Here is a 22,072-nt window from a genome sequence, read left to right on the forward strand (position 1 = left end):
AATGAAAGAAGCAGAGGCCAATCTCCCCGTATTCAATCCAGATAAAGAAGGCATTCAATCCGCAGTCCGCTTTCGGTTTCCGAAGGACGTGGATCATATTCTTCCTTTATTCGATTGGGAATTGGTCTCATTGTTTCTTTCCTTCTTAAAAGAGAAGAACGAAGCCGGAGGCTTCTTCTCAAAAAGAGATACGAATGAGATCTTGGATCGGCACATCCTTGAATCCGTATATCATATCTATCGCATTCATAAAGAGATCGGATCGTTTAACAAGATGAAGGTGGGAGATGCCGGCACCGGACCGGGTATTCCCGGGTTCTTCTTTCGCTGTTTGGTCGGATCTGAAAGACCGAAGCTAGTCCTATTAGATTCTCAAAGAAGAAAACTTTCTCATACCGAGACCTTTGTAAAAGAAAACGGGATTGAAGGGGTAGAGTTCCAGTTTGCTCGTGCGGAAGACTGGAAAACGAACTGGGATTTGGGAGTTTCTAGAGGGTTCGTGCCTTACCCTTGGAGTGCAGAAGTCTTATCTAGATGCATTGTCAATGGAGGTCATTATGTCCCATTCATTGGCAAAGACGAATTCAATGCAAAGATCGAGAGTAAGATCTTAAGTGATAGTGGTTTTAAAGTAGAGAAGACAATCTTTTTGCCTGAACTTGAATTTTTAGGCATGCGACATATTAAGTTCTTGAAAAAGGTCGGATCGGCAAGGCAAGGTATCCCTAGAGCTTGGAAGCTCCTCGAGAAGGAGAGCAAAGAATTCTATGGGAAAGATCGTATCCATCAGTAATCAAAAGGGCGGTGTAGGAAAAACAACCACGTCCATTAACCTCGCGGCAAATCTTGCTGCGATCGGTAAGAAAGTGCTGATCGTAGATTTTGATCCGCAAGGAAACTCCGGCTCCGGTTTAGGTCTCGAGATCAACACTCTCCAGAACACGTCTTATGAACTTTTGATCGGAGAATCTTCCGCTGCGGAATGTATCAAAAGAACAGAAGTAGAGAACCTTCATATCATTCCTTCCAATATCAATCTCTCCGGCGCCGAAGCGGATCTATTGGGAGAAGAGAACCGTGAGTTTAGATTAAAATCTGCCATCGGTGAGCTCAGAACGGAGTACGATTATATACTGATCGATTGTCCTCCTTCTCTTGGAGTCCTTACTATTAATGCTCTCTCTGCTGCAGACAGCGTGATGATCACTTTACAAACCGAATACTTCGCTCTCGAAGGGCTCACTCAGTTGATGAAGATCATCGCGTTGGTTCAGGAGAAGTTGAATCCTTCTCTCGAATTAGAAGGTGTACTTCTGACCATGTTCGATAAGAGAACCAATTTGGCCCAACAGGTTGCCGAAGACGTGAAGTCCTATTTTAAAGAAAAAGTATATACTACCGTTATTCCTAGAAACATTAAGCTTTCCGAAGCTCCTTCTTTTGGTAAGTCCATTCTTTCCTACGATCCGGATGGGATCGGTGCTCAAAGTTATAGAAGCCTGGCCTTAGAAGTTGCCGGGAAGAATTAATCCATGAGTGCGAAACCTAAGGCTCTCGGTAGAGGGCTGGGAAATTTAATTCCCGTCTCCGAAGACAAAGCTATCAAAGAGGCTGGGGGAGAAGGTTCTCTTAGAGAGATCAAACTTTCCGAGATCCGTCCCAACCCTGATCAGCCTCGTCGTACTTTTAATGAAGAATCTTTGAAGGAACTTGCCGAGACGATCAAGGCTCACGGTGTGATCCAACCTATCGTGGTTAAAGATACCGGCTCCGGTTATGAGATCATTGCCGGAGAAAGAAGATACAGAGCCTGCAAGATCGCTGGCTTTGTAAAGATACCGGTCGTCGTTAAGAAGGCGAATGTAAATCAGACTTTGGAGATGGCCCTGATCGAGAATATCCAAAGAGAGAATTTGAATCCGATCGAAGAGGCACTCGCTTACAAGACTCTTTCCGAAAAATCGGGATTAAAGATTACTGATATCGCCGCTCGTGTAGGAAAGAACCGTGCAACTGTTTCTAACCTGATCCGACTTTTACAATTGCCCGATTCTGTCATGGACCTAGTAAAGAACGGAAGAATTTCAGAAGGTCATGCGCGTCCTCTTCTTGCGATCGCAGACCGTAAGAAATCCGAACAACTCGCATATCAAATTGCGGAGAAGGGATTAACTGTTCGCCAGGTCGAAGACATTGTAGCGAATCTTACCGAAGACGCTCCTGTAAAAGAGAAGAAAAAATCCAAACGCAAAGAAGTGGATATAGTAGAGTTAGAGAATAAGTTTCGTAGAAAGTATTCTATGAAAGTGGACATCTCTCATAATTCTTCTTCCGGAAAAGGTAAATTAAGCATAGCATATCCAAGTCTGGATGCTTTACAAAAAGTGCTAGATGCCTTAGGCTTATAGTCCGACCGAAAAGTTGCGGACGATACTTTGGTCTGCACTGGAGAATTGACTTGGGCGTTTTTGGTTTTGGAATCCAGAAAGCCTGCAAGACTTCCGGATGTGTTCAAGAACTTAGGATCTAAGACCCAAGTTTAATTCATCAAGTCTACTAAAAGACCGCGAATATCTTCCATTCTCTTCATTAAGTCAAAGGTTGAATTTTCCGGATGAATAATGAAATCTGCAAGTGTGTGGATCTTCTCGTCCACGACTTGAATTACCTGGTACACTTTTTCGGAACCGCCTCTTACCCTCGTTCTTAAGGTTTCGAGGCTCGTATTTCTTTCCATGACTTCTTTTAGGATGCCTTGGACAATTCTCTTATAGATCTCTAGATTTGCATAGCTTGGGGATTTTAGAAAATTCCTTTCTGCATCCGGCAAATCTCTTAGCAGAGAATTTAGATCTCTCGTTCTTTCTTGTTGGTAGGGAAGGAGATGTTCAACAAGCTCGAAAAATTCACTCTTTGAATCCGGGATCTGTGAGTCGGATACAGGACTAGGTACAGGTTGGTATAAAGAAGAAGATAGAGAAAGACCGAAGTCTCTTTTTCTGCGTGATTCTCTGCGAGGATCTTGTGACTGGATTTTCAATGCGAAGTCGGGTTAATCTTACAATTTCCCTCGAATTGCACTCCTTCTTCCATGACCACTTTGGGAGTGATAATATCACCTTTCATGCGGCAACTGGCGAGTAGAGTCACTCGTTCCGACGCGAAAATATTCCCATTAATCTCTCCGCCGGCAACGACAATACGAGCTTTAATATCCGTATCGACGATTCCGGTCTTTCCGATTAGGACTTTTCCGTCGGTTTTTATTGTGCCGCGAAAAATCCCATCTATACGAAGTAGCCCGGAAAGTTTGAACTCTCCGTTAAATTCGGCGCCTTCGCCAATGATACTATTTACTGCTAGTTGCTCTTCGGTATGGGCCATCAGTCTTGGATCTGGTTTAAGAATGCGAACGGATCGATTGCTCTTGTGCCCACATGAATTTCATAATGAAGACTGTATTGCGGACTATTCTCGGACTTTCCTACGAAACCTAAAACTTCCGATTTGGAAACTTGCTGGTTTGCTTTTACTTTTACACGATCTAAGTTGGAATAGATCGTCTTCCATCCGAATTTATGTGCTACCTTTACGAAGTAGCCGGTATTGCGCGTATACCCGAGCTCATAGACCGTTCCCGGTGCAGTGGCAACGACTTCCGATCCCGCAAAGGCTCCGATGTCGAGTCCGTTGTTAAAGTCCCTTCTGGCGGTAACAGGATTGAGGTATTCTCCATAAGGATACAATACATAACCTTTCACAGGCCAGATGGATGGAGTTTGTCGTATTAGATTTTTACGTTTCTTTAATATACTGATAATTTCTTGTGTCAGCTCGTTTGCGACCTTAAGATTGTGAACATCTTCTTTGAGTCGAAATACTTCGGCACCGGGAGGAAGGCTTTTGCCAGGCTCGACATTCAACTTCTCCGCTCCGCCGATCCCTTTGGCGACTTTGGAATTGTCTCCGGTCAATCTTCCGTAAAGCGCTCCCACGTGATTGTGATAATATTCCACGTGCTCATGTAGACTATTGATCTCTTCTTTCATCTTTGCAGACTGACGAATGAAGTCTTGGTTGGAAAGGTTGAGTTCCGTAAGTTGGTGAATGGATCCGGAGTGGCTGAGCACGTTAATAGAACTAATGAGAAGAAGGACCAGAATTGTCCCGATAAAGATGGTGATCGCTCTATAAGAAATATGGAAGTTAATCGTCTTTTGCTCAGAGTGAGGGATCACCATCACAGTTAAGCGTTCCTTTCCCTTTTTATTCCAATTAGCGATCTTAATATCAAGTTTTAGCTTCAGATCTTGGTATTTATATCTGAGGCGATAATAGAGTAATGCAAGATAGGATTTAAGATTCACTACTTATAGTCCGTTCCGAAGCGAGGTGCTCGATTGATCCATTGGGTTAAATAATTTGGATCCTTGATCCGATTTATTATGTCCCAAATTAACGAGTTTCCTCGTTCTTTCGTTATGCTGTAAGGAATCTAAAAAATTCTCTTTCCAGTCAATACAAATCATGAAAACTGCCTTTTAAAAGACATTTCACATGTACTCGATCATCGATACGCATTGCCACTTAGATATAATACAAGAGCAAGGCCAGGAAGTTGCAGAATCTCTGCGAAACGCAAAAGAATCCGGTATAAAAAAGATCGTCCAGATTGGGATCGACCTTGAGAGTTCGATTAGAGCGAAAGGCTTATCCGAAAAATATTCGGACGAAGAGCTTGAGGTATTTTATTCGATAGGTTGTCACCCGACCGAGACTCATGAATTTCCCAAAAAAGAAGAAATTCTGACACTAGTCCGCGAAAATATTTCGGACAAGAGGTTATGCGCGATCGGAGAGATCGGTTTAGATTATTATCACGACGACTCGACTAAGGCATATCAGGCGGATGTACTCCATTCTTTCTTGGAAGAATCAGGAAAGCTTTCGTTGCCGGTAGTGATCCATTCCAGAGATGCGGCAGAAGACACCGTATCTCTTTTGAAAGAACATAGGGACAAAGCATTCGGAGTGATCCACTGTTTCACTTATGATTACCCGACTGCGAAGAAGCTCGTTGATCTTGGATATTATATTTCCTTTTCCGGGATACTTGTTTTTAAGAACGCTAGAGATATCCAAGAAGCCGCGGAGAAACTTCCCTTAGAAAGTATGTTGATCGAGACAGACGCCCCTTTTTTGGCCCCTCCTCCGTTTAGAGGAAAGAGGAACGAACCGGCTTATACAAAATTCGTACTCGAGAAAATGTTTTCGCTTCGTAAAGAGCCGAACGCAGAAGTGGAGAAGATCCTCTATAATAATTCCGTTAAATTCACGCAAAGGAAGGCGTATCATCATGATTGATCTAAAATTCATAACCGATAACACAGAAGAATTAAAAGCAAATTTAGAGCGAAGAGGCTTTAAGGATCTGGCTGTTCTAGACGAACTTGCAGGGATCATTTTACGAAGAAAGGACCTTCAAAAAGAAGCGGACGTTCTCCGAGAAGAAAGGAATAAGGCCAGTAAAGAGATCGGAAAAGTAAAACAAGCCGGTGGAGACATTGCGGCGGCCTCTGCAGCAGTGAAGGAGATCGGAGATAGGATCAAGAAGATCGAGGATTCTCTTGAAGTCGAAGAAACCAAACTCACCGATATCAATTTAGGTTTGCCGAATATACTCGATAAAGACGTTCCTACAGGAAAGAATGAACACGATAACAAAGTCTTGTATGAAGTGGGAGAGGTTCGGAATTTCTCCTTCCAACCTAAACCGCATTTTGAACTGGGAGAATCCTTAGGTTGGTTTAATTTCGAAAAGGGTGCAAAGCTCGCTGGAGCAAGGGCATACACCTATTTCGGCCAAGGCGCTAAATTGGAAAGGGCTCTGGCAAATTTCATGCTAGAGACTCACACAAAAGAGCACGGATATACTGAAGTTTGGGTGCCAGTGATGGTAAACGACGATTGCATGCTTACCACTGGGCAGTATCCCAAGTTCAAGGATGAATATTATCGTTTGGATCGGGACGATCTGAACTTGATCCCTACGGCGGAAGTTCCTCTCACGAATTTGTATAGAGATGAGATTATTCCGGAAGGACAACTGCCTATCTCTATTACGGCTCATACTTCTTGTTTCAGAAGAGAAGCAGGTTCCTATGGGAAAGATACGAGAGGCCTTGTGCGAGTGCATCAATTCCAAAAAGTGGAACTGGTAAAATTTGCAAGGCCGGAAGATTCCGAAGAAGAACATAAGAAGATGCTTTCTCATGCGGAGAATATCCTAAAGAAATTGGGAATTCGTTATAGAGTGATGCTATTGTGCAGCGGTGATATTTCGGCAGCTTCTTCTAAGACGTATGATCTAGAAGTTTGGATGCCGGGTTTGAATCGTTGGATGGAGATTTCTTCGGTTTCGAATTTCAAGGATTTCCAGGCGAGAAGAGGAAAGATCCGTTATAAGTCCAAAGACGGTAAGAACCAGCTTGTTCACACTTTGAACGGCTCCGGTCTAGCGATTGGAAGGACTCTGGCTGCGGTCATGGAAACCTATCAAAAGGAAGACGGTAGCATAGAATTCCCGGAAGCGCTGAAACAATACCTTTAATTTTTTAAAGGAAAGCGCTTAGGTTTTCATTTAAAAAGCAGATAGTTAGAGTATGGTTTCTTTATTCCGTACTCTTCTTTTCAAAAGGCTTCCGATGAAAACAGATATCTCCGTCCCTAGCCTGCTTTTTATTTTTCTTCTGAGCGGGACTTCTATTTTCACAGCAGACTCTATTTCTCAAGGAAAGGTTTCTCCTTTAAAAGGTGAGATCAATACCGGATTGAATGAATTCGGTATCAGCCTTTCTCAAGATGGAAAAATTCTCTATTATTATTCCAAAAGGCAGAACTCGAATTATTCAGATCTTTATAAGTCCGTAAAGAATGGTGATTCTTGGAGTAAGGGAGTCGAGATTCGGGAGTTGAACTCTAACTTTGACGATCAAAGTCCTTACATTACGGGTGATGAGAAGGAGATCATTTTCTCTTCCAATAGAGACGGGAGTATTGAGTTCCAATTGGCAAGCGGTAGGATAGGTGTCTCTAGAGATTTATATTATTCTAATTTTGCAAATGGCCGCTGGGAGAAACCAATGCCGCTTCCCCCAGAAGTGAATACTCCAGAGATAGAGGAGAATCCTTTTTTGTACGGAACCTTCTTGCTATTCACTCGATATCCTTTCGGAAAAGTTGCGGAGTCGGATATCTATCTATCCGAATTCAAGAATGAGGCTTGGACAGAAGCATTCGCGTTAGATAAGCCGATCAATACGGAATATGCAGAACTCGCAGCAACGGTGAGTCGCGATGGAAAGTATTTGTATTTCTCTTCCAACCGACCTGGAGGCTATGGCGGATTAGATATTTATAAATCTGAGATCAAGGCCGACGGAAGCTTCTCTTCTCCTGTAAATCTTGGGCCGGTAGTGAATTCCAAGGGAGACGAAGCCTTCTTCTTAGAAGCTCCTGACGGAAAGAATGCGTACTTTTGCAGGTTAGCAAACGAAGGCGGCAATTACGATATCTATGAATTCTCCGCTGCGAATGAGTGGGAAAGTTTGAAGAAGAATAAGAAGATCTCTTTAGAATCCATTCATTTTAGAACTGCTTCGTACGAAATCGAAGATGTATCCTTTCCGATCTTGGATCGTTTAGTAGACTTTTTGAAAGAAAATCCGAATATTAAACTCAAGATCATCGGACATACGGATCTTCATGGAGACCCGAAGGACAATCTGGAATTAAGTCGCCAAAGAGCCTCTGCAGTCCGGGAATATCTACAGAAAAAAGGGATTTCTGAGAGCCGACTTTCTACCGACGGAAAGGGAAGCCAGGAGCCTATTTATCCGGAGAAAAACCCGGAAACTGACGGCAAGAATCGAAGAACCGAATTTCAAATTTTGGATTAAAGTAAAAACTCCTTTTATATCCGGAATATGCCGATAACTTAGGTATCATGAAGAAGCCGAGAAGCATTCGGCCGGCCTTCTTATCGGCTCTTATCTTTTGTATTTCATCTTCTGCTTTTGCGCAGAAAGCACCGATTTCGTCCCGACTCGATCAGATCCTCGCCAAAAAGGAGTTAGTCGTGGGCGTGAATCGGGTGTACGAGCCTTTTTATATCCAAGATCCCAAAGATGGCTACCCGGGTTTCGATATGGAGCTTGCAAAGCTTTACGCGGATTACTTGGGAGTCGCTCTTAGAGTGAAACCTCTCAAAACCTTTCGCCAATTTTCGGATGAGATTGCGGCTGGTACGATCGATATGGCTCTCGCAGGAATGTCTACTGATCTGACTCGAGGTAAATCGGTTACCTTTTCCGATCCTTATCTTCTGACTACGCCGGCAGGTTTGGTGTATAAGCGTTCTCTTCCTCCGGAACCGGAAGGAAGTATCGTTACCACTCGTACTTTCAAATCTATCGAGGACTTGGCGGTCATCAACGCTCTATCTTTCTCCGTGAGATCGAATACCACGAACCATAACTATCTTTTGAGAAGATTCAGTAAGAATCTGATCTACAGTTATCTTTCCGATTCTGTTGCTTTAGATTCTTTGATCAAAGGGAATGTTACTTGCTTCGTAGCGGATAGTTTATATATTCTTTCCCTTCTGCAAAGACAACCAAGCTTGCGAGCTAGTTACGTTGCACTTGTGAATCCTGTAATGGACGAATATATCAGTGCAGCCTTACCTTTGAACGATCTTGTATTTGCTGATAATTTTAATTTCTTCATTAAAGAATTGAAACGTACAGCTGTGATCGAAGGACTTAGATCCAAATATTTTCTCGGAAGCGGATGGGTTAAATAATCCGTGTTAAGACTTCCGAAAGTAAAGATCAGATTCTGTATCATATCCTTATTCTTCTTTGCGGGAGTTTCTATATCCGCTCAGGAAGTGGAGGAAAAGACCAAGATCGATTTTCAAGGGAACTACAGGGTTCGGGCGTTCAATCTGGGAAGGGATATTTATACATCTCGCCAAACCCCAGTGACTCCTTATAATCGTCAGCAATTCCTGAATCAGTACAATCAGCAGGTGGCTCAATCTTTCCAAGACGAATTGACCGCTAGGTCTAAAGGACTTCCTACGACGACTAGTCCTCAAAAAGAAGATCAAACCTATTACGATACTAGGATGACCTTGAACATGAACTTCTCCACTTCGAAATATTTCGAAGCGTTGGTGGGTGTTCAGATCGGAGACATTATCTTTGGAGGTCGGGGAGTTACTCAGACTTCTACGGTTGGTCCAGGTACAGGAGGACAGGCCACTTTTAGTTCTTCGGTAAACATGCAGACGAACTTCCTATATTTGAATTTCAAATTACCGGAGAGAGGGTTCTCTGCTAGGGTCGGTCTTCAGCTTTTTACTTCTGCGCAAGGTAGGGTCGTTTTTATTCCGGGAACAGGTGTGAACTTGACCAAGGATATCCGAGACTGGAACACTACGCTGGAAGGTGGTTGGTTCGTAGCTCAGCAAAATAATTTTACGGACTTAGATAAGAATTCGTATTCGGATAAGAACTACCAAGGTTCTAATATTTATTTTTATAAGATCAAGACCAGTTTCTTCAATAATGCGAAGCATGAACTGTATTCTTTCTATCTAGATGATAATTTAAGAGATCTGCAAACTGTCACCGGCGTATACGGGACTGTCTCTCAGACTAGCGAATCAAGCGATCTATTCTGGCATGGACTCTTTAACGAATTCAATTTCTCGGATTTCACTCTTGTTGTTCACGGGATCTACAATCACGGAAGGGTGAAATCATTGAATCCTTATCGCGATGTAAACGGCAACGTGGTTCAGGACAAATACGATCTCTATAATATCAAAGGTGGCTTTTTCGATACTCAGTTATCGTACCGGTATAACGAGTCTTTGAGTTTTACGATGATGGGCTCCGGCTCCACAGGACGACCCGGTTTTGAAAAGGACGGGAGCAGATCCAATTTGCATGGGAACGGGTATAGGACCTTGCTTCCAGGTTACTCACTCTCGAACATCGCGAACGACTTTACGGGAGGTTACGCTTTATTCTCCGGTAAGGACATGAGCGGTTTATACGAATATGGTTTGTATTCGGATATTGTTCTCTCCGGTCCCTTAGTGTTGACCGTAGGTTATTATCGTTTGTACGGGACCAAGTCTCCTTTGATCGATAATAATCGCTTTTATAATGCGGAGAATTTCTATCAGACGTCCGCGTATTTCGGACAGGAATACAATTTGAACTTAAGATACAGCGCCTTTCGGGATATGCAGATCTTACTTCGTTCCGGATATTTTATCGCGGGGAATGGTCTGAAGGCTTTTCTAGACACGACTCACGGCACAGTACTTCACGAATTATTTGTGACCGCAGAACATAGATTCTAAAGTTTCAACCGTGAACGTATGGCTCGGCCCAGCGTATATTGGTCCGCCAGTTCTATGGAACCGCCTACTGTGATCCCATATGCGATCCTAGTTACAGTTACATTATAATTCTTTAATTGATGGTGAAGATAATCCGCAGTTGCGTCTCCTTCTAACGTCGGATTGGTTGCAACCAAGACCTCTTTGATCTCTTCCGGTTGGATCCTTTCGAGTAATTCTCGGATCCGCAGGTCTTGGGGGCCTACTCCTTCCAAAGGAGAAATGACTCCATTGAGTACATGATATCTTCCTTTAAATTCACCCGTATTCTCGATAAAGAATACGTCTTCGGGCTGTTCTACTACACAAACTGTTTGGCTATCTCTTTTATCGGAAAGACAGAGATCGCACAGCTCTTCCTCAGAATAAGCTCCACAGCGGGAACAGAACCGTATCCTTCCTTTTACGTCAGAAATGCTCTGGATGAATCCGTTAAACACAGCCGGATCCTGACGAAGTAAATGAAAGCTTATGCGATAAGCGCTTTTTCTACCGATCCCTGGAAGAGAAGAAAGTGCGTTTACCATTCCCTCGATTAAATGCTCAGCCAAGGTTACCGCCGAATAGTTTGGAAATTTCGGATAAGTCCAAGCCACCGGTTACCGATTTTAATTCGTACTCGGTAGCTTCTTTTGCTTTTTTGAGAGAGTCGTTTGTAGCAGCCAGAACAAGATCCTCTAACATTTTATTATCTTCAGAATCGAAAAGAGCGCGATTGATCTTTATATCTACAACGACCCCGTCGCCGGTTGAAGTCACTTGCACCATTCCGGCACCTGCATCGCCTACTACTCTCAGGTTCGAGATCCTCTTTTTAATCTCTTCCATTTTTCCGCGCATCTCGCCCATCTTGGAAAAGATCTCGGAAGCATTTTTTAGATTTTCGAACATTCTCTCTCCTCAGTGCCCTAACTTAGGAACCTTGGACGGATCTACATCCGTGCCCAGGAACTCGTTTTTAAAGGACTTCTCCCATTCTGCGTCCTCAGTGGAAACTTCTTTGGCCATGTCTTCCAAAGAAGAAATTCCCAAAGTTTCCTGTTTTCGTTCAGCAGGTTCAGTCTGAGGTTTAGACTCCGGCTGAACCTGTACTGGCTTTGGGTTGGGAGCCTCTTTCGCAGGAGCAGTGGATTTTTGCATACCGTCCTTGTTGATGGATGCCCCGGAATCAGGCTCTTGTATCATTAGAATGAGATGATTGATGCGGTCTACTAAACCGGAAAGGCTTGGTTTTGCGAGATCCTCCGCCAGTTTCTTGATCTGGATCTCTATGAAAATCTTAATCTCAAAGGAATTGCGTAGTCTTAAATTCTTTGCCTTTTCAAACAATTCGAATAAACGGAAGGATAGCTTGTTTAAGGAAACCAGATCGAAGGATTCGAAATCCTTTCTCATCTTTTGCAGATCTTCTCTAGGATAATTTGCAGATTCGGAATCGGCCACAGAATCCTTGAGTAAGCAAAGAGTGTGAGTAAACTCGATCGAATCCCAAAGGAATTTAAAGATGTCCTGACCTTCTTGGTAGAGTCCCTCAATGATCTCTAAAGATTTGGAATGGCTATCCGAAGCCAAAAGACTCTTGATAAAATCGGAAAGGAAGTCGATCCCATGATACCCGATCATTTTTCGGATCTCGGAACCGAGCAAACGATTATCAGTAAAAACTAATGCTTGCTCCATGAAAGAGAGCATGTCTCGAACGGAACCGTCTCCCTTCTTCGCTATCCAGAATAATCCTTCAGAGTCATACTTGGTATTCTCTTCTTTGCATAAATTCTCCGCATAGTCTTGGAGAACGGAAAGAGGTACCTTCTTAAAAATAAAATCCTGACAGCGAGAGAGAATGGTTTCCGGGATCTTATGATACTCTGTGGTAGCGAGAACAAAGACAACATGAGCGGGTGGCTCTTCGAGGGTTTTTAAGAGAGCGTTGAAGGATTGGTCGGTCAGCATGTGTACCTCGTCTATGATGTACACCTTATACTTTCCACCCATAGGAGTGAACTTTACGTTATCTCTGAGTTCTCTGATATTCTCTATGCCTCGGTTACTAGCGGCATCTATCTCAAGAACATCGCCTGAGATCCCTTTCGTGATCTCCACACAGGAATCGCATTGATTACAGGGTTCGTTATCGATCGGATTTTGACAGTTGAGTCTCTTTGCAAAGATCCGAGCGATGGTAGTCTTTCCTACGCCTCTCGGGCCGAAGAAAATATAAGCATGACCAATCTTGCCGGATTTGACTGCGTTTTGCAGGGCGCCAATCGCTAGATTCTGATGAATGACATCCTTAAATCTTTGAGGGCGGTACTTACGTGAAAGAACTTCGTGATTTCCGGCCATATACTTCTTATTTTACCAGATAGCCTAATAGGAGAAAGGAGGAAAAGCCGAAAAGCTCGCTTAATTTCTCTTATCCTTAAAGAAAGTTTTGAAGATCTCGGTTGTCTGTTCTGATTTAAGAAGAAGAAGTTCTGGAAAGAAATTACGACTATAGATCGTTTCTACAGGAATAGAAGAAATGCCTTCTCCTTGTTTAGCAGGAACGAGATAGGCCACATAAGGAATTCTAGAAAGAAGAATGGAACCTCCGCACATCAAACAAGGCTCTAGAGTTGTGATCAAAAAGCAGTCATTCAGATAGCGTTCTTTACGGATCTCCTTGGCTTTAGTGATGGCGATCACTTCGCTATGTAAGGCCGAATCCCCCGAAGTTTCTACAGAGTTAAAAGCTTCGCAAATTAAGTCTTTCTCTTTGTAAATCTGTGTGAAACTAGGGATCTCATGTAAATTTTCCGAACGGATTTCGGTAAACCGTTCCATAAAGGACGCAAGAAGGGATTGTATTATTTCGGCCTTCATTTTCGGATTCCTTTGTAAATTCTACTTGCTCTTAGCGGATGCAAATGGTTTTTTTTAGCGCATGATTCTTTCGGCCAAACTTCTGAGACCGGCCGGCTCTTCCGCAAAGACCAATACCCTTTTGATACGATTGAATTCTCCTACGGGGCCTTCGAGCTCTCAGAGACAACCTCTCGTTCTAGGTTTGGCCTTGGATAGAAGTTGGTCCATGAAAGGAAACAAGATGGATGCAGTCGTTCAGGCTTCTTCTTCTCTTGTGAATTGGCTTACTCGTCGGGATTTTCTGACCGCTGTGGCTTATGCGGAAGATGTGCAAGTCATCCAACCTCTGGTCCCCCTCGCTGAAAAAAATTCTGTTATTCATCGTTTGAATTCCATACAAGTTGGAACTTCTACCAATCTAAGCGGAGGCTGGTTGCATGTCCTTAGGACCCTCGAACTTCATCCGATTGCCGACGGTTATAAGAGAGTCATTCTTTTAACGGATGGAAATCCTACTCTAGGTATCAAGGATCCTGTTCAACTCATTCAGATAGCATCGGATGCCTATAAGAAAGGGATCAGTACTACAGTGATCGGTTTCGGGAACGATTTCAATGAGATACTCTTGAAAGAGATCGCAGAATCCGGTGGAGGGAATTTCTATTATGTGGAAACTCCTGAAGAGACAGGAGATATTTTCTTCAAAGAGTTCGGGGACATCGGGACATTATACGCACAGTCTATCGAACTGAGAGTAGATTTTCCGAAAGGAATGGATTATCACGATGTGATCTCCGAAGTTTCTTCTTATCTGGAGCCGGATCCGGAAGAAGCGGGAAGATCCAAATCTCTGGTGGTCGAAGTTGGGGATATGAGAGCCGACGATGTAAAGAGCATCGTGGTCCAAATGCGACCTACAAGAAAGGAATCTCCTGAGAATATTAAAATTTCTGCAAGTTATTATGAACTAACCGACGGGGCGAAACTGGAACAGAAGAGTTTCGATCTACCTTTGGATTGGGAAGACCAGTCTGCAAAAGAAGATGCGGACGTAGTCGTAGAGGCTACGATCGCCAAGACAGGAAAGGGTCTTAGAAAAGCGGGAACTCTTTTAAAAGAAGGTTATACGGACGAGTCCATCGGTCTACTCAACGATCTGATCAAAGAGATCAATGAGAAGGAGGAGTTAGCTCCGGAAGTTCTGCAAACCTTAGGATTTCGGGTGAGCTCCTTAAAGAATAGGATCTTGGAAAATTCTCCGAGTGCTGCAAAGCACTTGGTTGCCTCCGCTTCCGAGTTGCAATATGGGACCCAGGAGTCCTTTCCAGACGATGGAGTGGAATATCACGACGAGATCTATTGCTTTCGCTCTGCGGAAGATATAGATCTGTATAGATGCCCAGAGATCAAAGGAGCCATTCAAGAGAAGATGAAGCAAGGATACAGATATATCGTATTCAACCTGGCAAAGTCTTCTTATATAGATTCCTCTGCGATCGGTATGCTGATCCAGATCGCAGGATGGCTGAGAAAGAGAGGAGGAGAATTGGTCGTAAGCAATTTACGAGCTTCTGTGAAGAAGGTATTCTCCATCACTAGATTAGAATCCCATATTCGTTCCGCAGAAACGGAAGAAGAAGCACAAGCGCTATTGCAATCTTGGATCGAAAGCAAGGTCTAGTTCAATAAGCTTTCCGCTGCAAGGATTGCATCTTTTACTTCGGCATACAAACCTACAGGAATAGCGATCCCCTTTTGAGTCGGCTTGTACTCTCCTTCGCTATCGGTGTACCATATCCTTAAGTTCAGATACTTGTTTCCCTTGAATTCGGAAATCTCCACGCGGATGATCTCACCTTTGCCTTTGTCTATATCTCGGATTACGCTCATGAATGTTTCGACTCCTTCGGACTGCACGAGACTAAATTCTTTGTTTTGGATTTCCAGTCGTTTTCATAAAAAAAGGCCCCCAAGTGGGAGCCCTTTATAAAAATAGAATGGAAGCGAAGGATCAGTAGGTTTCTACGAAGAGCTGGTGAGCGCCTTCTAGATGATGCTTGTATTCTTCGTAAGTAGAAGAACTTCCGTCAATCTTTTGGATCTCTTCGATCACACCCTTTTCCATTCCTTTCGGTCCGCCGCAAATATAGAAGCGTCCTCCGGAAGAAAGGACCTTCTTCACTTCAGCCTCTAGCATTTTCACTCTGTGAGAGATGTACATTCTTCCGCCGTCGAACGGATTCTTTTCCTCTCTAGAGATTGCGGTTACTAATTTGAAGTTAGGATACTTTTGCTCTAGTCCTTTCAGATAATCCAAAAGAACGAGCTCATCCGAATAAGGAGCTCCGTAAACTAAGGTAATGTTTCCGGAGAAGTTGATGAGTTTATGTTCTAGGAGTTCTTCGCTCATTCCGATAAAAGGAGCGATCCCGGTCCCGGTTGCAAGGAACATGATGTCCCCGCTAAAGTCGGTAGTAGGAAGAAGGAATTTCTTTCCGGAAGGTCCGGTCATGATGACCTCGTCGCCCTCTTTCAGATCGCAAACATAATTGGAGCAAACGCCTTTGAATTGAACGTTCCCATCCGCATCGTATACATTATCTCTTTTGATCACGAATTCGATCGTGTCTTCTTTCATTCCGAAAGAATAGCTAGGCGATGCGATGGAATATAAGCGAACTGTAAAGCTTGCGTCCGCAAGTCCTTTCGCTTTCTTTTCAGGATCTTCTCCCGGAGGAATAATACCGCCCGACTGACCGATTACATAAGGATACTGTCCATGATCGATAGCTAATGTGATCCTGTGAATTAAGGACTCGCCTTCTTTCTTAGGACGCTTGCCTTTGCCAGGTTCGGGTGTAAGAAGAACATTGCTGATCACTCTTGCTTTCAGCGGGTTCGATTTTTTGAATATGTTGATTTGCGGTTCTCTAACTGGCTTCATACTAGGGGATGGATCCTGAATTCGATTTCTATTGGATTACAGATTTTTTTTGGAAGCGAATTCGTCAAACGGGATATTTGCTATAGAAGAAGCCTTTCTGATCTATATTATGTCCACTTTATCCCCGATCAACGATCCTATGCCTACAAATTTCGGATAGATCCGAATTCGAACTAGGATTAGCCTGGCAGATTATAGAATGATAGAGAGAGGATCTCAATGGCTAGATATACTCTAGACGAACTCGCTTCTAAGATCTCCGGATCGAAGATCGAAAATTGTGCGGACCCGAAGAAAGTTGCAGCGGAATCCGTTTCTCCCGTAAATCCAGGGACTCCTAACAGTATTAGTTTTCTTGCAAATAAGAAGATGTTAACCGAAGCAAAGAAGACTGCTTCCAGTATCGTGCTGACGACTTCCGAATTTTCGAAAGAATTGGAGGTTCCTTGTTTAGTAGTAGATAAACCGGAACTGGTCCTCGCTCAAGTTTTGGATCTTATTTATCCTCCTCATCAATTCGGATCCAAGATAGAAGAGAACGCTTACGTTCATCCTTCTGCCAAGGTAGGAAAGAATTGCTATATCGGGAATTTTGCCTCCGTAGGTGAGAATGCAGTGATCGGGGACAATACGGTTTTAGAGGACGGAGTTCGCGTGGGCCGTGGGACCAAGATCGGAGAAGGATCTCATCTAGGACCGAACACTGTCATTCATCATGAAGTAATCATAGGAAAAAGATTTCGTTCTCATGGAAATGCAACCATAGGCGGAGACGGGTTTCGTTTCGTATTTGCAAATGGTAAGCACAATAAGATCCCGCAAGTGGGAACAGTGATCGTAGGAGACGATGTTGAGATCGGATCCAATAGTGCGATCGACAGAGGTGGTCTGGAGAATACGGTCATCGGGGATGGATGTAAATTCGATAATCTTGTCCATATTGGTCACAACTGTGTGCTCGGTAAGAATGTAGTAATCGCGGGCTATACGGGCATCGCAGGATCTACTACAATCGGTGACAATGTTACGATCGGCGGCGGTTGTGGTGTTGCGGATCATATTAGCATTCCGAGTGGGACCATCGTTGGCGGAGGAACTTCTGTAAGAAATACTCTGACCAAGCCGGACATATATGTGGGTTGGGATTACGGTCTAACCTTCCCAGAGTTCCAAAAGCTTAGAGTGAATATTAAGAACGTGGTCAATTTCCAGAAATGGGCCCGTAGGATCAAAAGCATTGAATCTAAGCTGGGAATTAGTTCAGAAGAATAGACCTTTTCTGTTCCTTGCTCTCTTAGCCGTTTAGAAACCAAACCGCCTTTAATGCGGGGTAGCGGCTAAGAGAATCTTGGCCCCGCAGCTGGAAATTCCCCGAATTATGTCCTTTCAGCTTGACATCGTTTTGTGATTTGCCCAATCTTCTTCCTATCCCAAAATCCAAGGAGGATCCCTTGAGCAGCCGACCTAGCATTGAGATCTCGGATGAATATCCGGACTCCCAGCAGCATGGGCGGGACTTTCCCCACAAACAAAGATTGGGAAGGTTGTTGGATTCCTACGCGGATAATTTGCTAGAACCACCTTTCGAAAAAGTGGTCCTCTTGAGCGAATTACGTTCTTTCCGCTGATAAAAATAAAACTCTTTTCAGAACAAGGTTTGTTCGGCCTCGAGAATTCTTCGAGGCCGTCTATCTTGCCTTGCGCAACCGAAGTTCCACTTATATATTAAGATTCTTTAATTTTATGCGATTTTCTTCCTAAGAAAACGAAGCAAGCTAGGGCAAGAAGCCCCGAAGTTCCCATTACGACTAGCATCGGATATTCCGTTCCATCATGAAGAATGCTTACTGCTGCGGTTGCCAAAACCCCGAATACCATTTGCAAGGCTCCCATCAATGCGGAGGCACTGCCTGCATTTTTGGAAAAAGGAGCCATTGCCAATGCAGAACAGTTCGGCACGACCAATCCGAACGCGCTCACTAATAAGAAGATAAAGAAGAGCATAGGAATGAATCCGAATCCGAGCATGCTTGAAGCCACCAAGCAAACCGAAAGTACTAAGAAGGAAAATACCACGACTCTTACGATCGTAGCGGCTTCGAATTTTTTCAGTAGGAGGCGATTTATCTGACTGAATAGGATCAAACCGAACGCATTGAAGCTGAAGACAAAACTATATTCCGTATTCGTCAATCCGTTCAGTACCATGAACACAAAGGGAGAGCCTGCAATATAAGCAAACATCACCGCTGCAGCAAATCCGGAAGTCAGAACATATACCCTAAATGCCGGATTGGTAAATACTTCTCCATACTCCTTTAATACAGGAACCAATTTTAAGGAAATGGAATGATCCGATCCCTTCTTATCATCGAAGATATAGATAGAAAGAAGAAGTGTTAATGCGGATATGATCGCTAATGCATAGAAGATCATATTCCAGCTTGCATAGTTCAAGAGGAGTCCTCCGATCGATGGAGCTACGACAGGAGCTACCCCCATAACCAAAATGATCTGAGAGAACACCTTTGCGCCTTCGTGAGGGGAGAAAACGTCCCTGACTACCGCTCTCGGAACTACCATGCCGGCACAGGCTCCCAAAGATTGCAAAAATCTAAAAAAGACGAGAGACCAAACGGAGTCAGATAGAGCACAGGCAAGAGAGCTAACGATGTATAAGATCAACCCGTAGATCAAGGGGAGCTTGCGACCGAATCTGTCTATGATCGGACCGTAGAATAATTGTCCGAAGGAGATCCCGAAGAAAAAGCTGGTTAACGTTAGTTGCACATTGGAAATGGGAGTCCCCAAATCTTTAGCAATCGCATCCATACCGGGTAGGTACATGTCTATAGAGAATGGACCTACCGCAGTAAGAATACCTAGCAGTATGATAAGAATAGTATTCGATGATTGACTCACGATCCTAGGATCGAGTCTCGGACCGAGCGGTCTATTCTTCTAATTGTTTTCTTAAAATTTTCTTATCGAATTTACCAACGCTAGTCTTTGGAACGGAAGGGACCGACCGTATATCATCCATTTTAGGAAGTTGCCAGTGAGCAAAATGCTCCTTTAATCTTTCTAGGATCTTTTTGGGATCCACTGATTTACCTTCGACCGGGACAATGAATACTACAGGTGCTTCGTCTCTCACCGGATCCTTTCTTCCTACTACGGCCGCTTCTAAAACATCAGGATCTGCCATGACAAGATTCTCCATATCGACGCTAGAGATCCATTCTCCTCTCGTCTTGATGAGATCCTTCTTGCGATCCGTAATCTGCATATAACCGTATTGGTCTAGGACTACTACATCCCCCGTGCGAAACCAACCATCCGCAGTGAAAGATTCGGGAGAGACTCCACTTCGATAGGAGCCTGTGATCCAAGGCCCTCTTACTAAAAGCTCTCCTGGAGTATGTCCATCTTTCGGAACATCCTTACCGTCATCGTCTATGGCGCGGATCTCCACTCCTGCCATAGCCACTCCTTGCTTTGCTCGGTAAGAATAACGTTCTTCGTCCTCCCAATTTTTCATAAAGCTTCTCGGCCTGGAAACGGTTCCTACCGGAGAAGTTTCCGTCATTCCCCAGGCATGCAATATGGAGATCCCGAAATCCTTTTCGAAGCCTTCTATCAGACCTCTAGGAGCGGCGGAACCGCCCACTACCATCGTATGTAGTTTGAGATTATATTTCGTTTTCTTTAAGTGTTGGTAGAGTACATTCCAGACTGTAGGGACACCGGCAGTAAGAGTGACTTCTTCGGATTCCAAGAGTTCCGCCAAAGCAGCGCCTAAAAGATGCTTTCCGGGAAACACCAACTTGCATCCTGTCATTACGGATGCGAAAGGGATTCCCCAAGAGTTTACATGGAACATGGGGACTACAGGAAGGACGGTTTCGTTCTCACATAATGCTAAAGCATCTCCCATGCACACAGACATGGAATGTAGATAGGTAGACCTATGGGAGTAAACGACTCCCTTTGGATTTCCTGTGGTTCCGGAAGTATAACAAATGCACGCTGCTTCAAATTCATCGATGGCTTCGAAACGTTCAACATCATCTCCTGTAGCTAAGAAGTCTTCGTATGAAATGGAATTTGGCAGATTTGGGAATGGAATATTCTCTTTATCATCTATAATGATAAACTTTTGCACATCCTTGATCTGATCCAAATTTTTCTCTAAGGCAGTGGCCAAGGATTTGTCTACGAAGATGAATTTGTCTTTCGCTTCGTTGATGATATAGACCAATTGTTCCGGAAATAATCGGACGTTGATCGTATGCAAGACGGCGCGAATGGAAGGGATGGCAAAATACAGTTCTAAGTGTACGGAATGGTTTAGACAAAAAGTGGCAATCGCTTCTTCCGGTTTTACTCCAGCTTTTCGAAGTGCGTTCATCAATCGGATGGTTCTCTTATAAAAATCTCCATACGTATATCGTTGGATAGATTCATCATGCCACTTCGTTACGATTTCTTTATGTGGATGAGCATCCTTCGCTCTTTTAAGAATAGAAGGAAGTACTAGGGGATAGTCCATCATTGTGGAACGCATATGATTCTCCGCTTCAGAAAAACAATTTCGCAAAAATCTAATCGAGTTAATGCGTAAAGGTCAAGAAGAATCGTCGAATGTGGATCGTTAGGCTTCGAAATTCAGAATGTAATGTGAAAGCTGTTCGAAAAAAACAAACATAGTTTGTTATCGGCTAACTTTTATTCACAATAGCCTGCCATCGTAAATCCCAATTCATAACCCGAAAAAATGGGAATGGCTGCCGCCCAGGCTCTCCTAGTCTCGGGATCTTTCAGGTCACGGACCGCAATCTCGATAATACCCTTGGCAGCGGATGTTAATCCGCACGGAGAGATGGGGAGTCCCTGGTTTCCTTCCATATACTTTGTTAAAGATAGGAATAGAAAATTTCGAACGATCTGAGATTTGGAATTCACCGCCTTGGAGAATCGAACATACTCTTTCAAATTCTCGGCAGCCTCCTTTCGATTGCTTACAGAGATCGGATTTTCTTTCATCTTCTTTGCGGTAGCTAAAAATCTCTTTTCCAGGTCCCAACGGATCTTTTCAGCACATAGAAAATCCATGCCTTCTTGTGGATCTAAGATCTCGTACTTACTTCTGTAATACTCGATCCTTCCCCACCTGCTGATCTGGAAATGCTTTCCTTCTTTGGTTTCCGGATCGTAAACGATCTCTCCGGTATAGTAAGATCTCATCCCTTGGGAGTGGGTTGCCGACTGAAAACTTTCTAGGATAGAGATCCCTGCCGGAGTAAGGGACGGCCCAGTGTTTCCTGTGAGATAAGCGAAACAAGCTTCATACGCTTCTTCCTTATCATAGTAGCTTTGGTACATTGCTTGGGGAGTGACTAGACAGTTTAAACCGAGGAAAGAAACTATCAGAAGGTAAAGAATAGTAGTGTGAGCCGGTACGGTATTTCTCATATTATATTTGCGTTTTTCCTTGACGATCCTCAGTCTAAATACCGTATAGGGTATATTCTATGAATGCCGACGAGATCAGAAAACAACTCACTAACAGAATTCACAGGATCAAGGGACAACTGGACGCCATTGAAAAAGGTCTTTATAAAGAAGACGAAGATTGTGAAAAAACCCTACTACTGCTTAAGGCTTCCAGCCAAGCATTAAAAAAGTTCGGAGAAGCATACGTTCAGGAATATATGGAACGCTGCTTCTCTGAGAAGAAATCCACCGCAATCGTCCAGAGCAACGTAAGAAAAGCGATCAAAGCCGCCTTTTCACTCTGACCC

The 22,072-nt window shown here is 43.6% G+C and carries 23 protein-coding genes; 11 read left to right on the forward strand and 12 right to left on the reverse strand.

The annotated features are described in order from the left end of the window. Position 1 precedes the first annotated feature (1 nt). The 3 genes from EHO57_RS07660 to EHO57_RS07670 are packed head-to-tail and all read left to right on the forward strand — an operon-like array spanning position 2 to position 2,408. Positions 2–793, forward strand: a complete 792-nt coding sequence (locus EHO57_RS07660; protein ID WP_135644413.1) for an RsmG family class I SAM-dependent methyltransferase — start codon at positions 2–4, stop codon at positions 791–793. Further along, positions 768–1,529: a ParA family protein gene (locus tag EHO57_RS07665; RefSeq protein ID WP_135644415.1), complete on the forward strand. Its 762-nt coding sequence runs from the start codon at positions 768–770 to the stop codon at positions 1,527–1,529. Before EHO57_RS07660 ends, EHO57_RS07665 begins: the two co-directional genes overlap by 26 nt. 3 nt (positions 1,530–1,532) lie before the next feature. Further along, positions 1,533–2,408, forward strand: a complete 876-nt coding sequence (locus EHO57_RS07670) for a ParB/RepB/Spo0J family partition protein (protein ID WP_135644417.1) — start codon at positions 1,533–1,535, stop codon at positions 2,406–2,408. A gap of 131 nt (positions 2,409–2,539) precedes the next feature. Here the strand turns inward: EHO57_RS07670 and EHO57_RS07680 are convergent, their stop codons facing one another. The 3 genes from EHO57_RS07680 to EHO57_RS07690 are packed head-to-tail and all read right to left on the reverse strand — an operon-like array spanning position 2,540 to position 4,367. After that, the gene (locus tag EHO57_RS07680) at positions 2,540–3,040 is read right to left on the reverse strand and encodes a YaaR family protein (RefSeq protein WP_135644419.1); all 501 of its coding nucleotides are present in this window, start codon (positions 3,038–3,040) and stop codon (positions 2,540–2,542) included. After that, the gene (locus tag EHO57_RS07685) at positions 3,037–3,384 is read right to left on the reverse strand and encodes a bactofilin family protein (protein WP_135584764.1); all 348 of its coding nucleotides are present in this window, start codon (positions 3,382–3,384) and stop codon (positions 3,037–3,039) included. Before EHO57_RS07685 ends, EHO57_RS07680 begins: the two co-directional genes overlap by 4 nt. After that, entirely contained in the window at positions 3,384–4,367 is a 984-nt protein-coding gene (locus EHO57_RS07690; protein WP_135644421.1) for a M23 family metallopeptidase, read from the reverse strand. Before EHO57_RS07690 ends, EHO57_RS07685 begins: the two co-directional genes overlap by 1 nt. A gap of 190 nt (positions 4,368–4,557) precedes the next feature. On the opposite strand from EHO57_RS07690, the gene EHO57_RS07695 reads away from it, so the two are divergent. The 5 genes from EHO57_RS07695 to EHO57_RS07715 all read left to right on the forward strand — a co-directional run bounded on the left by EHO57_RS07695 (position 4,558) and on the right by EHO57_RS07715 (position 10,438). Then, a complete protein-coding gene (locus EHO57_RS07695; RefSeq protein ID WP_135644423.1) occupies positions 4,558–5,364 on the forward strand; it encodes a TatD family hydrolase in 807 nt (268 codons plus the stop codon). Continuing rightward, the gene (gene serS, locus EHO57_RS07700) at positions 5,357–6,610 is read left to right on the forward strand and encodes a serine--tRNA ligase (RefSeq protein WP_135644425.1); all 1,254 of its coding nucleotides are present in this window, start codon (positions 5,357–5,359) and stop codon (positions 6,608–6,610) included. The genes EHO57_RS07695 and serS overlap by 8 nt, the downstream gene beginning before the upstream one ends. Positions 6,611–6,704: 94 nt before the next feature. Next, on the forward strand, positions 6,705–7,958 hold the full coding sequence (locus tag EHO57_RS07705; RefSeq protein WP_135644427.1) for an OmpA family protein: 1,254 nt from the start codon (positions 6,705–6,707) through the stop codon (positions 7,956–7,958). A 47-nt stretch (positions 7,959–8,005) separates the two neighbouring features. Next, complete coding sequence (locus tag EHO57_RS07710; protein ID WP_167882265.1) at positions 8,006–8,863, forward strand: substrate-binding periplasmic protein; 858 nt, start codon at positions 8,006–8,008, stop codon at positions 8,861–8,863. 27 nt (positions 8,864–8,890) lie between these two features. Then, positions 8,891–10,438, forward strand: coding sequence for a hypothetical protein (locus EHO57_RS07715; RefSeq protein WP_167882278.1), 1,548 nt, complete (start codon positions 8,891–8,893; stop codon positions 10,436–10,438). Here the strand turns inward: EHO57_RS07715 and recR are convergent. The 4 genes from recR to EHO57_RS07735 are packed head-to-tail and all read right to left on the reverse strand — an operon-like array spanning position 10,435 to position 13,342. Continuing rightward, positions 10,435–11,028, reverse strand: a complete 594-nt coding sequence (gene recR, locus EHO57_RS07720; RefSeq protein ID WP_135644431.1) for a recombination mediator RecR — start codon at positions 11,026–11,028, stop codon at positions 10,435–10,437. The two genes, EHO57_RS07715 and recR, sit on opposite strands and share 4 nt — an antisense overlap. Continuing rightward, positions 11,021–11,368, reverse strand: a complete 348-nt coding sequence (locus EHO57_RS07725; RefSeq protein ID WP_135644433.1) for a YbaB/EbfC family nucleoid-associated protein — start codon at positions 11,366–11,368, stop codon at positions 11,021–11,023. The genes recR and EHO57_RS07725 overlap by 8 nt, the downstream gene beginning before the upstream one ends. 9 nt (positions 11,369–11,377) lie before the next feature. Then, positions 11,378–12,823, reverse strand: coding sequence for a DNA polymerase III subunit gamma/tau (gene dnaX / locus EHO57_RS07730; protein WP_135644435.1), 1,446 nt, complete (start codon positions 12,821–12,823; stop codon positions 11,378–11,380). Positions 12,824–12,883: 60 nt separating this feature from the next. After that, on the reverse strand, positions 12,884–13,342 hold the full coding sequence (locus tag EHO57_RS07735) for a nucleoside deaminase (RefSeq protein WP_135644437.1): 459 nt from the start codon (positions 13,340–13,342) through the stop codon (positions 12,884–12,886). A 61-nt stretch (positions 13,343–13,403) separates the two neighbouring features. On the opposite strand from EHO57_RS07735, the gene EHO57_RS07740 reads away from it, so the two are divergent. Further along, entirely contained in the window at positions 13,404–15,005 is a 1,602-nt protein-coding gene (locus EHO57_RS07740; protein WP_135644439.1) for an anti-sigma factor antagonist, read from the forward strand. Here EHO57_RS07740 and EHO57_RS07745 read toward each other — a convergent pair. Further along, complete coding sequence (locus tag EHO57_RS07745) at positions 15,002–15,214, reverse strand: transcriptional coactivator p15/PC4 family protein (RefSeq protein ID WP_135644441.1); 213 nt, start codon at positions 15,212–15,214, stop codon at positions 15,002–15,004. The two genes, EHO57_RS07740 and EHO57_RS07745, sit on opposite strands and share 4 nt — an antisense overlap. Before the next feature lie 121 nt (positions 15,215–15,335). After that, positions 15,336–16,268 carry a ferredoxin reductase domain-containing protein gene (locus tag EHO57_RS07750; RefSeq protein WP_135644443.1) on the reverse strand — a complete coding sequence of 311 codons (933 nt, stop codon included), beginning with the start codon at positions 16,266–16,268 and terminating at the stop codon, positions 15,336–15,338. A gap of 219 nt (positions 16,269–16,487) precedes the next feature. Here EHO57_RS07750 and lpxD point away from each other — a divergent pair, with 219 nt between their 5' ends. After that, positions 16,488–17,540, forward strand: coding sequence for a UDP-3-O-(3-hydroxymyristoyl)glucosamine N-acyltransferase (lpxD, locus tag EHO57_RS07755; protein ID WP_135644445.1), 1,053 nt, complete (start codon positions 16,488–16,490; stop codon positions 17,538–17,540). Between the two features lie 453 nt (positions 17,541–17,993). Here the strand turns inward: lpxD and EHO57_RS07760 are convergent, their stop codons facing one another. The 3 genes from EHO57_RS07760 to EHO57_RS07770 form a co-directional block, all read right to left on the reverse strand. Continuing rightward, a complete protein-coding gene (locus EHO57_RS07760; protein WP_281283376.1) occupies positions 17,994–19,190 on the reverse strand; it encodes a multidrug effflux MFS transporter in 1,197 nt (398 codons plus the stop codon). Between the two features lie 31 nt (positions 19,191–19,221). Beyond that, on the reverse strand, positions 19,222–20,835 hold the full coding sequence (locus EHO57_RS07765; protein ID WP_135644447.1) for a long-chain fatty acid--CoA ligase: 1,614 nt from the start codon (positions 20,833–20,835) through the stop codon (positions 19,222–19,224). A 161-nt stretch (positions 20,836–20,996) separates the two neighbouring features. Further along, positions 20,997–21,743: a hypothetical protein gene (locus tag EHO57_RS07770; protein WP_246050582.1), complete on the reverse strand. Its 747-nt coding sequence runs from the start codon at positions 21,741–21,743 to the stop codon at positions 20,997–20,999. 59 nt (positions 21,744–21,802) lie between these two features. On the opposite strand from EHO57_RS07770, the gene EHO57_RS07775 reads away from it, so the two are divergent. Next, positions 21,803–22,069 carry a metal-sensitive transcriptional regulator gene (locus EHO57_RS07775; protein ID WP_135644449.1) on the forward strand — a complete coding sequence of 89 codons (267 nt, stop codon included), beginning with the start codon at positions 21,803–21,805 and terminating at the stop codon, positions 22,067–22,069. Positions 22,070–22,072 lie beyond the last annotated feature (3 nt).

It is taken from the genome of Leptospira langatensis (genome assembly GCF_004770615.1).
Lineage (GTDB): Bacteria > Spirochaetota > Leptospiria > Leptospirales > Leptospiraceae > Leptospira_B > Leptospira_B langatensis.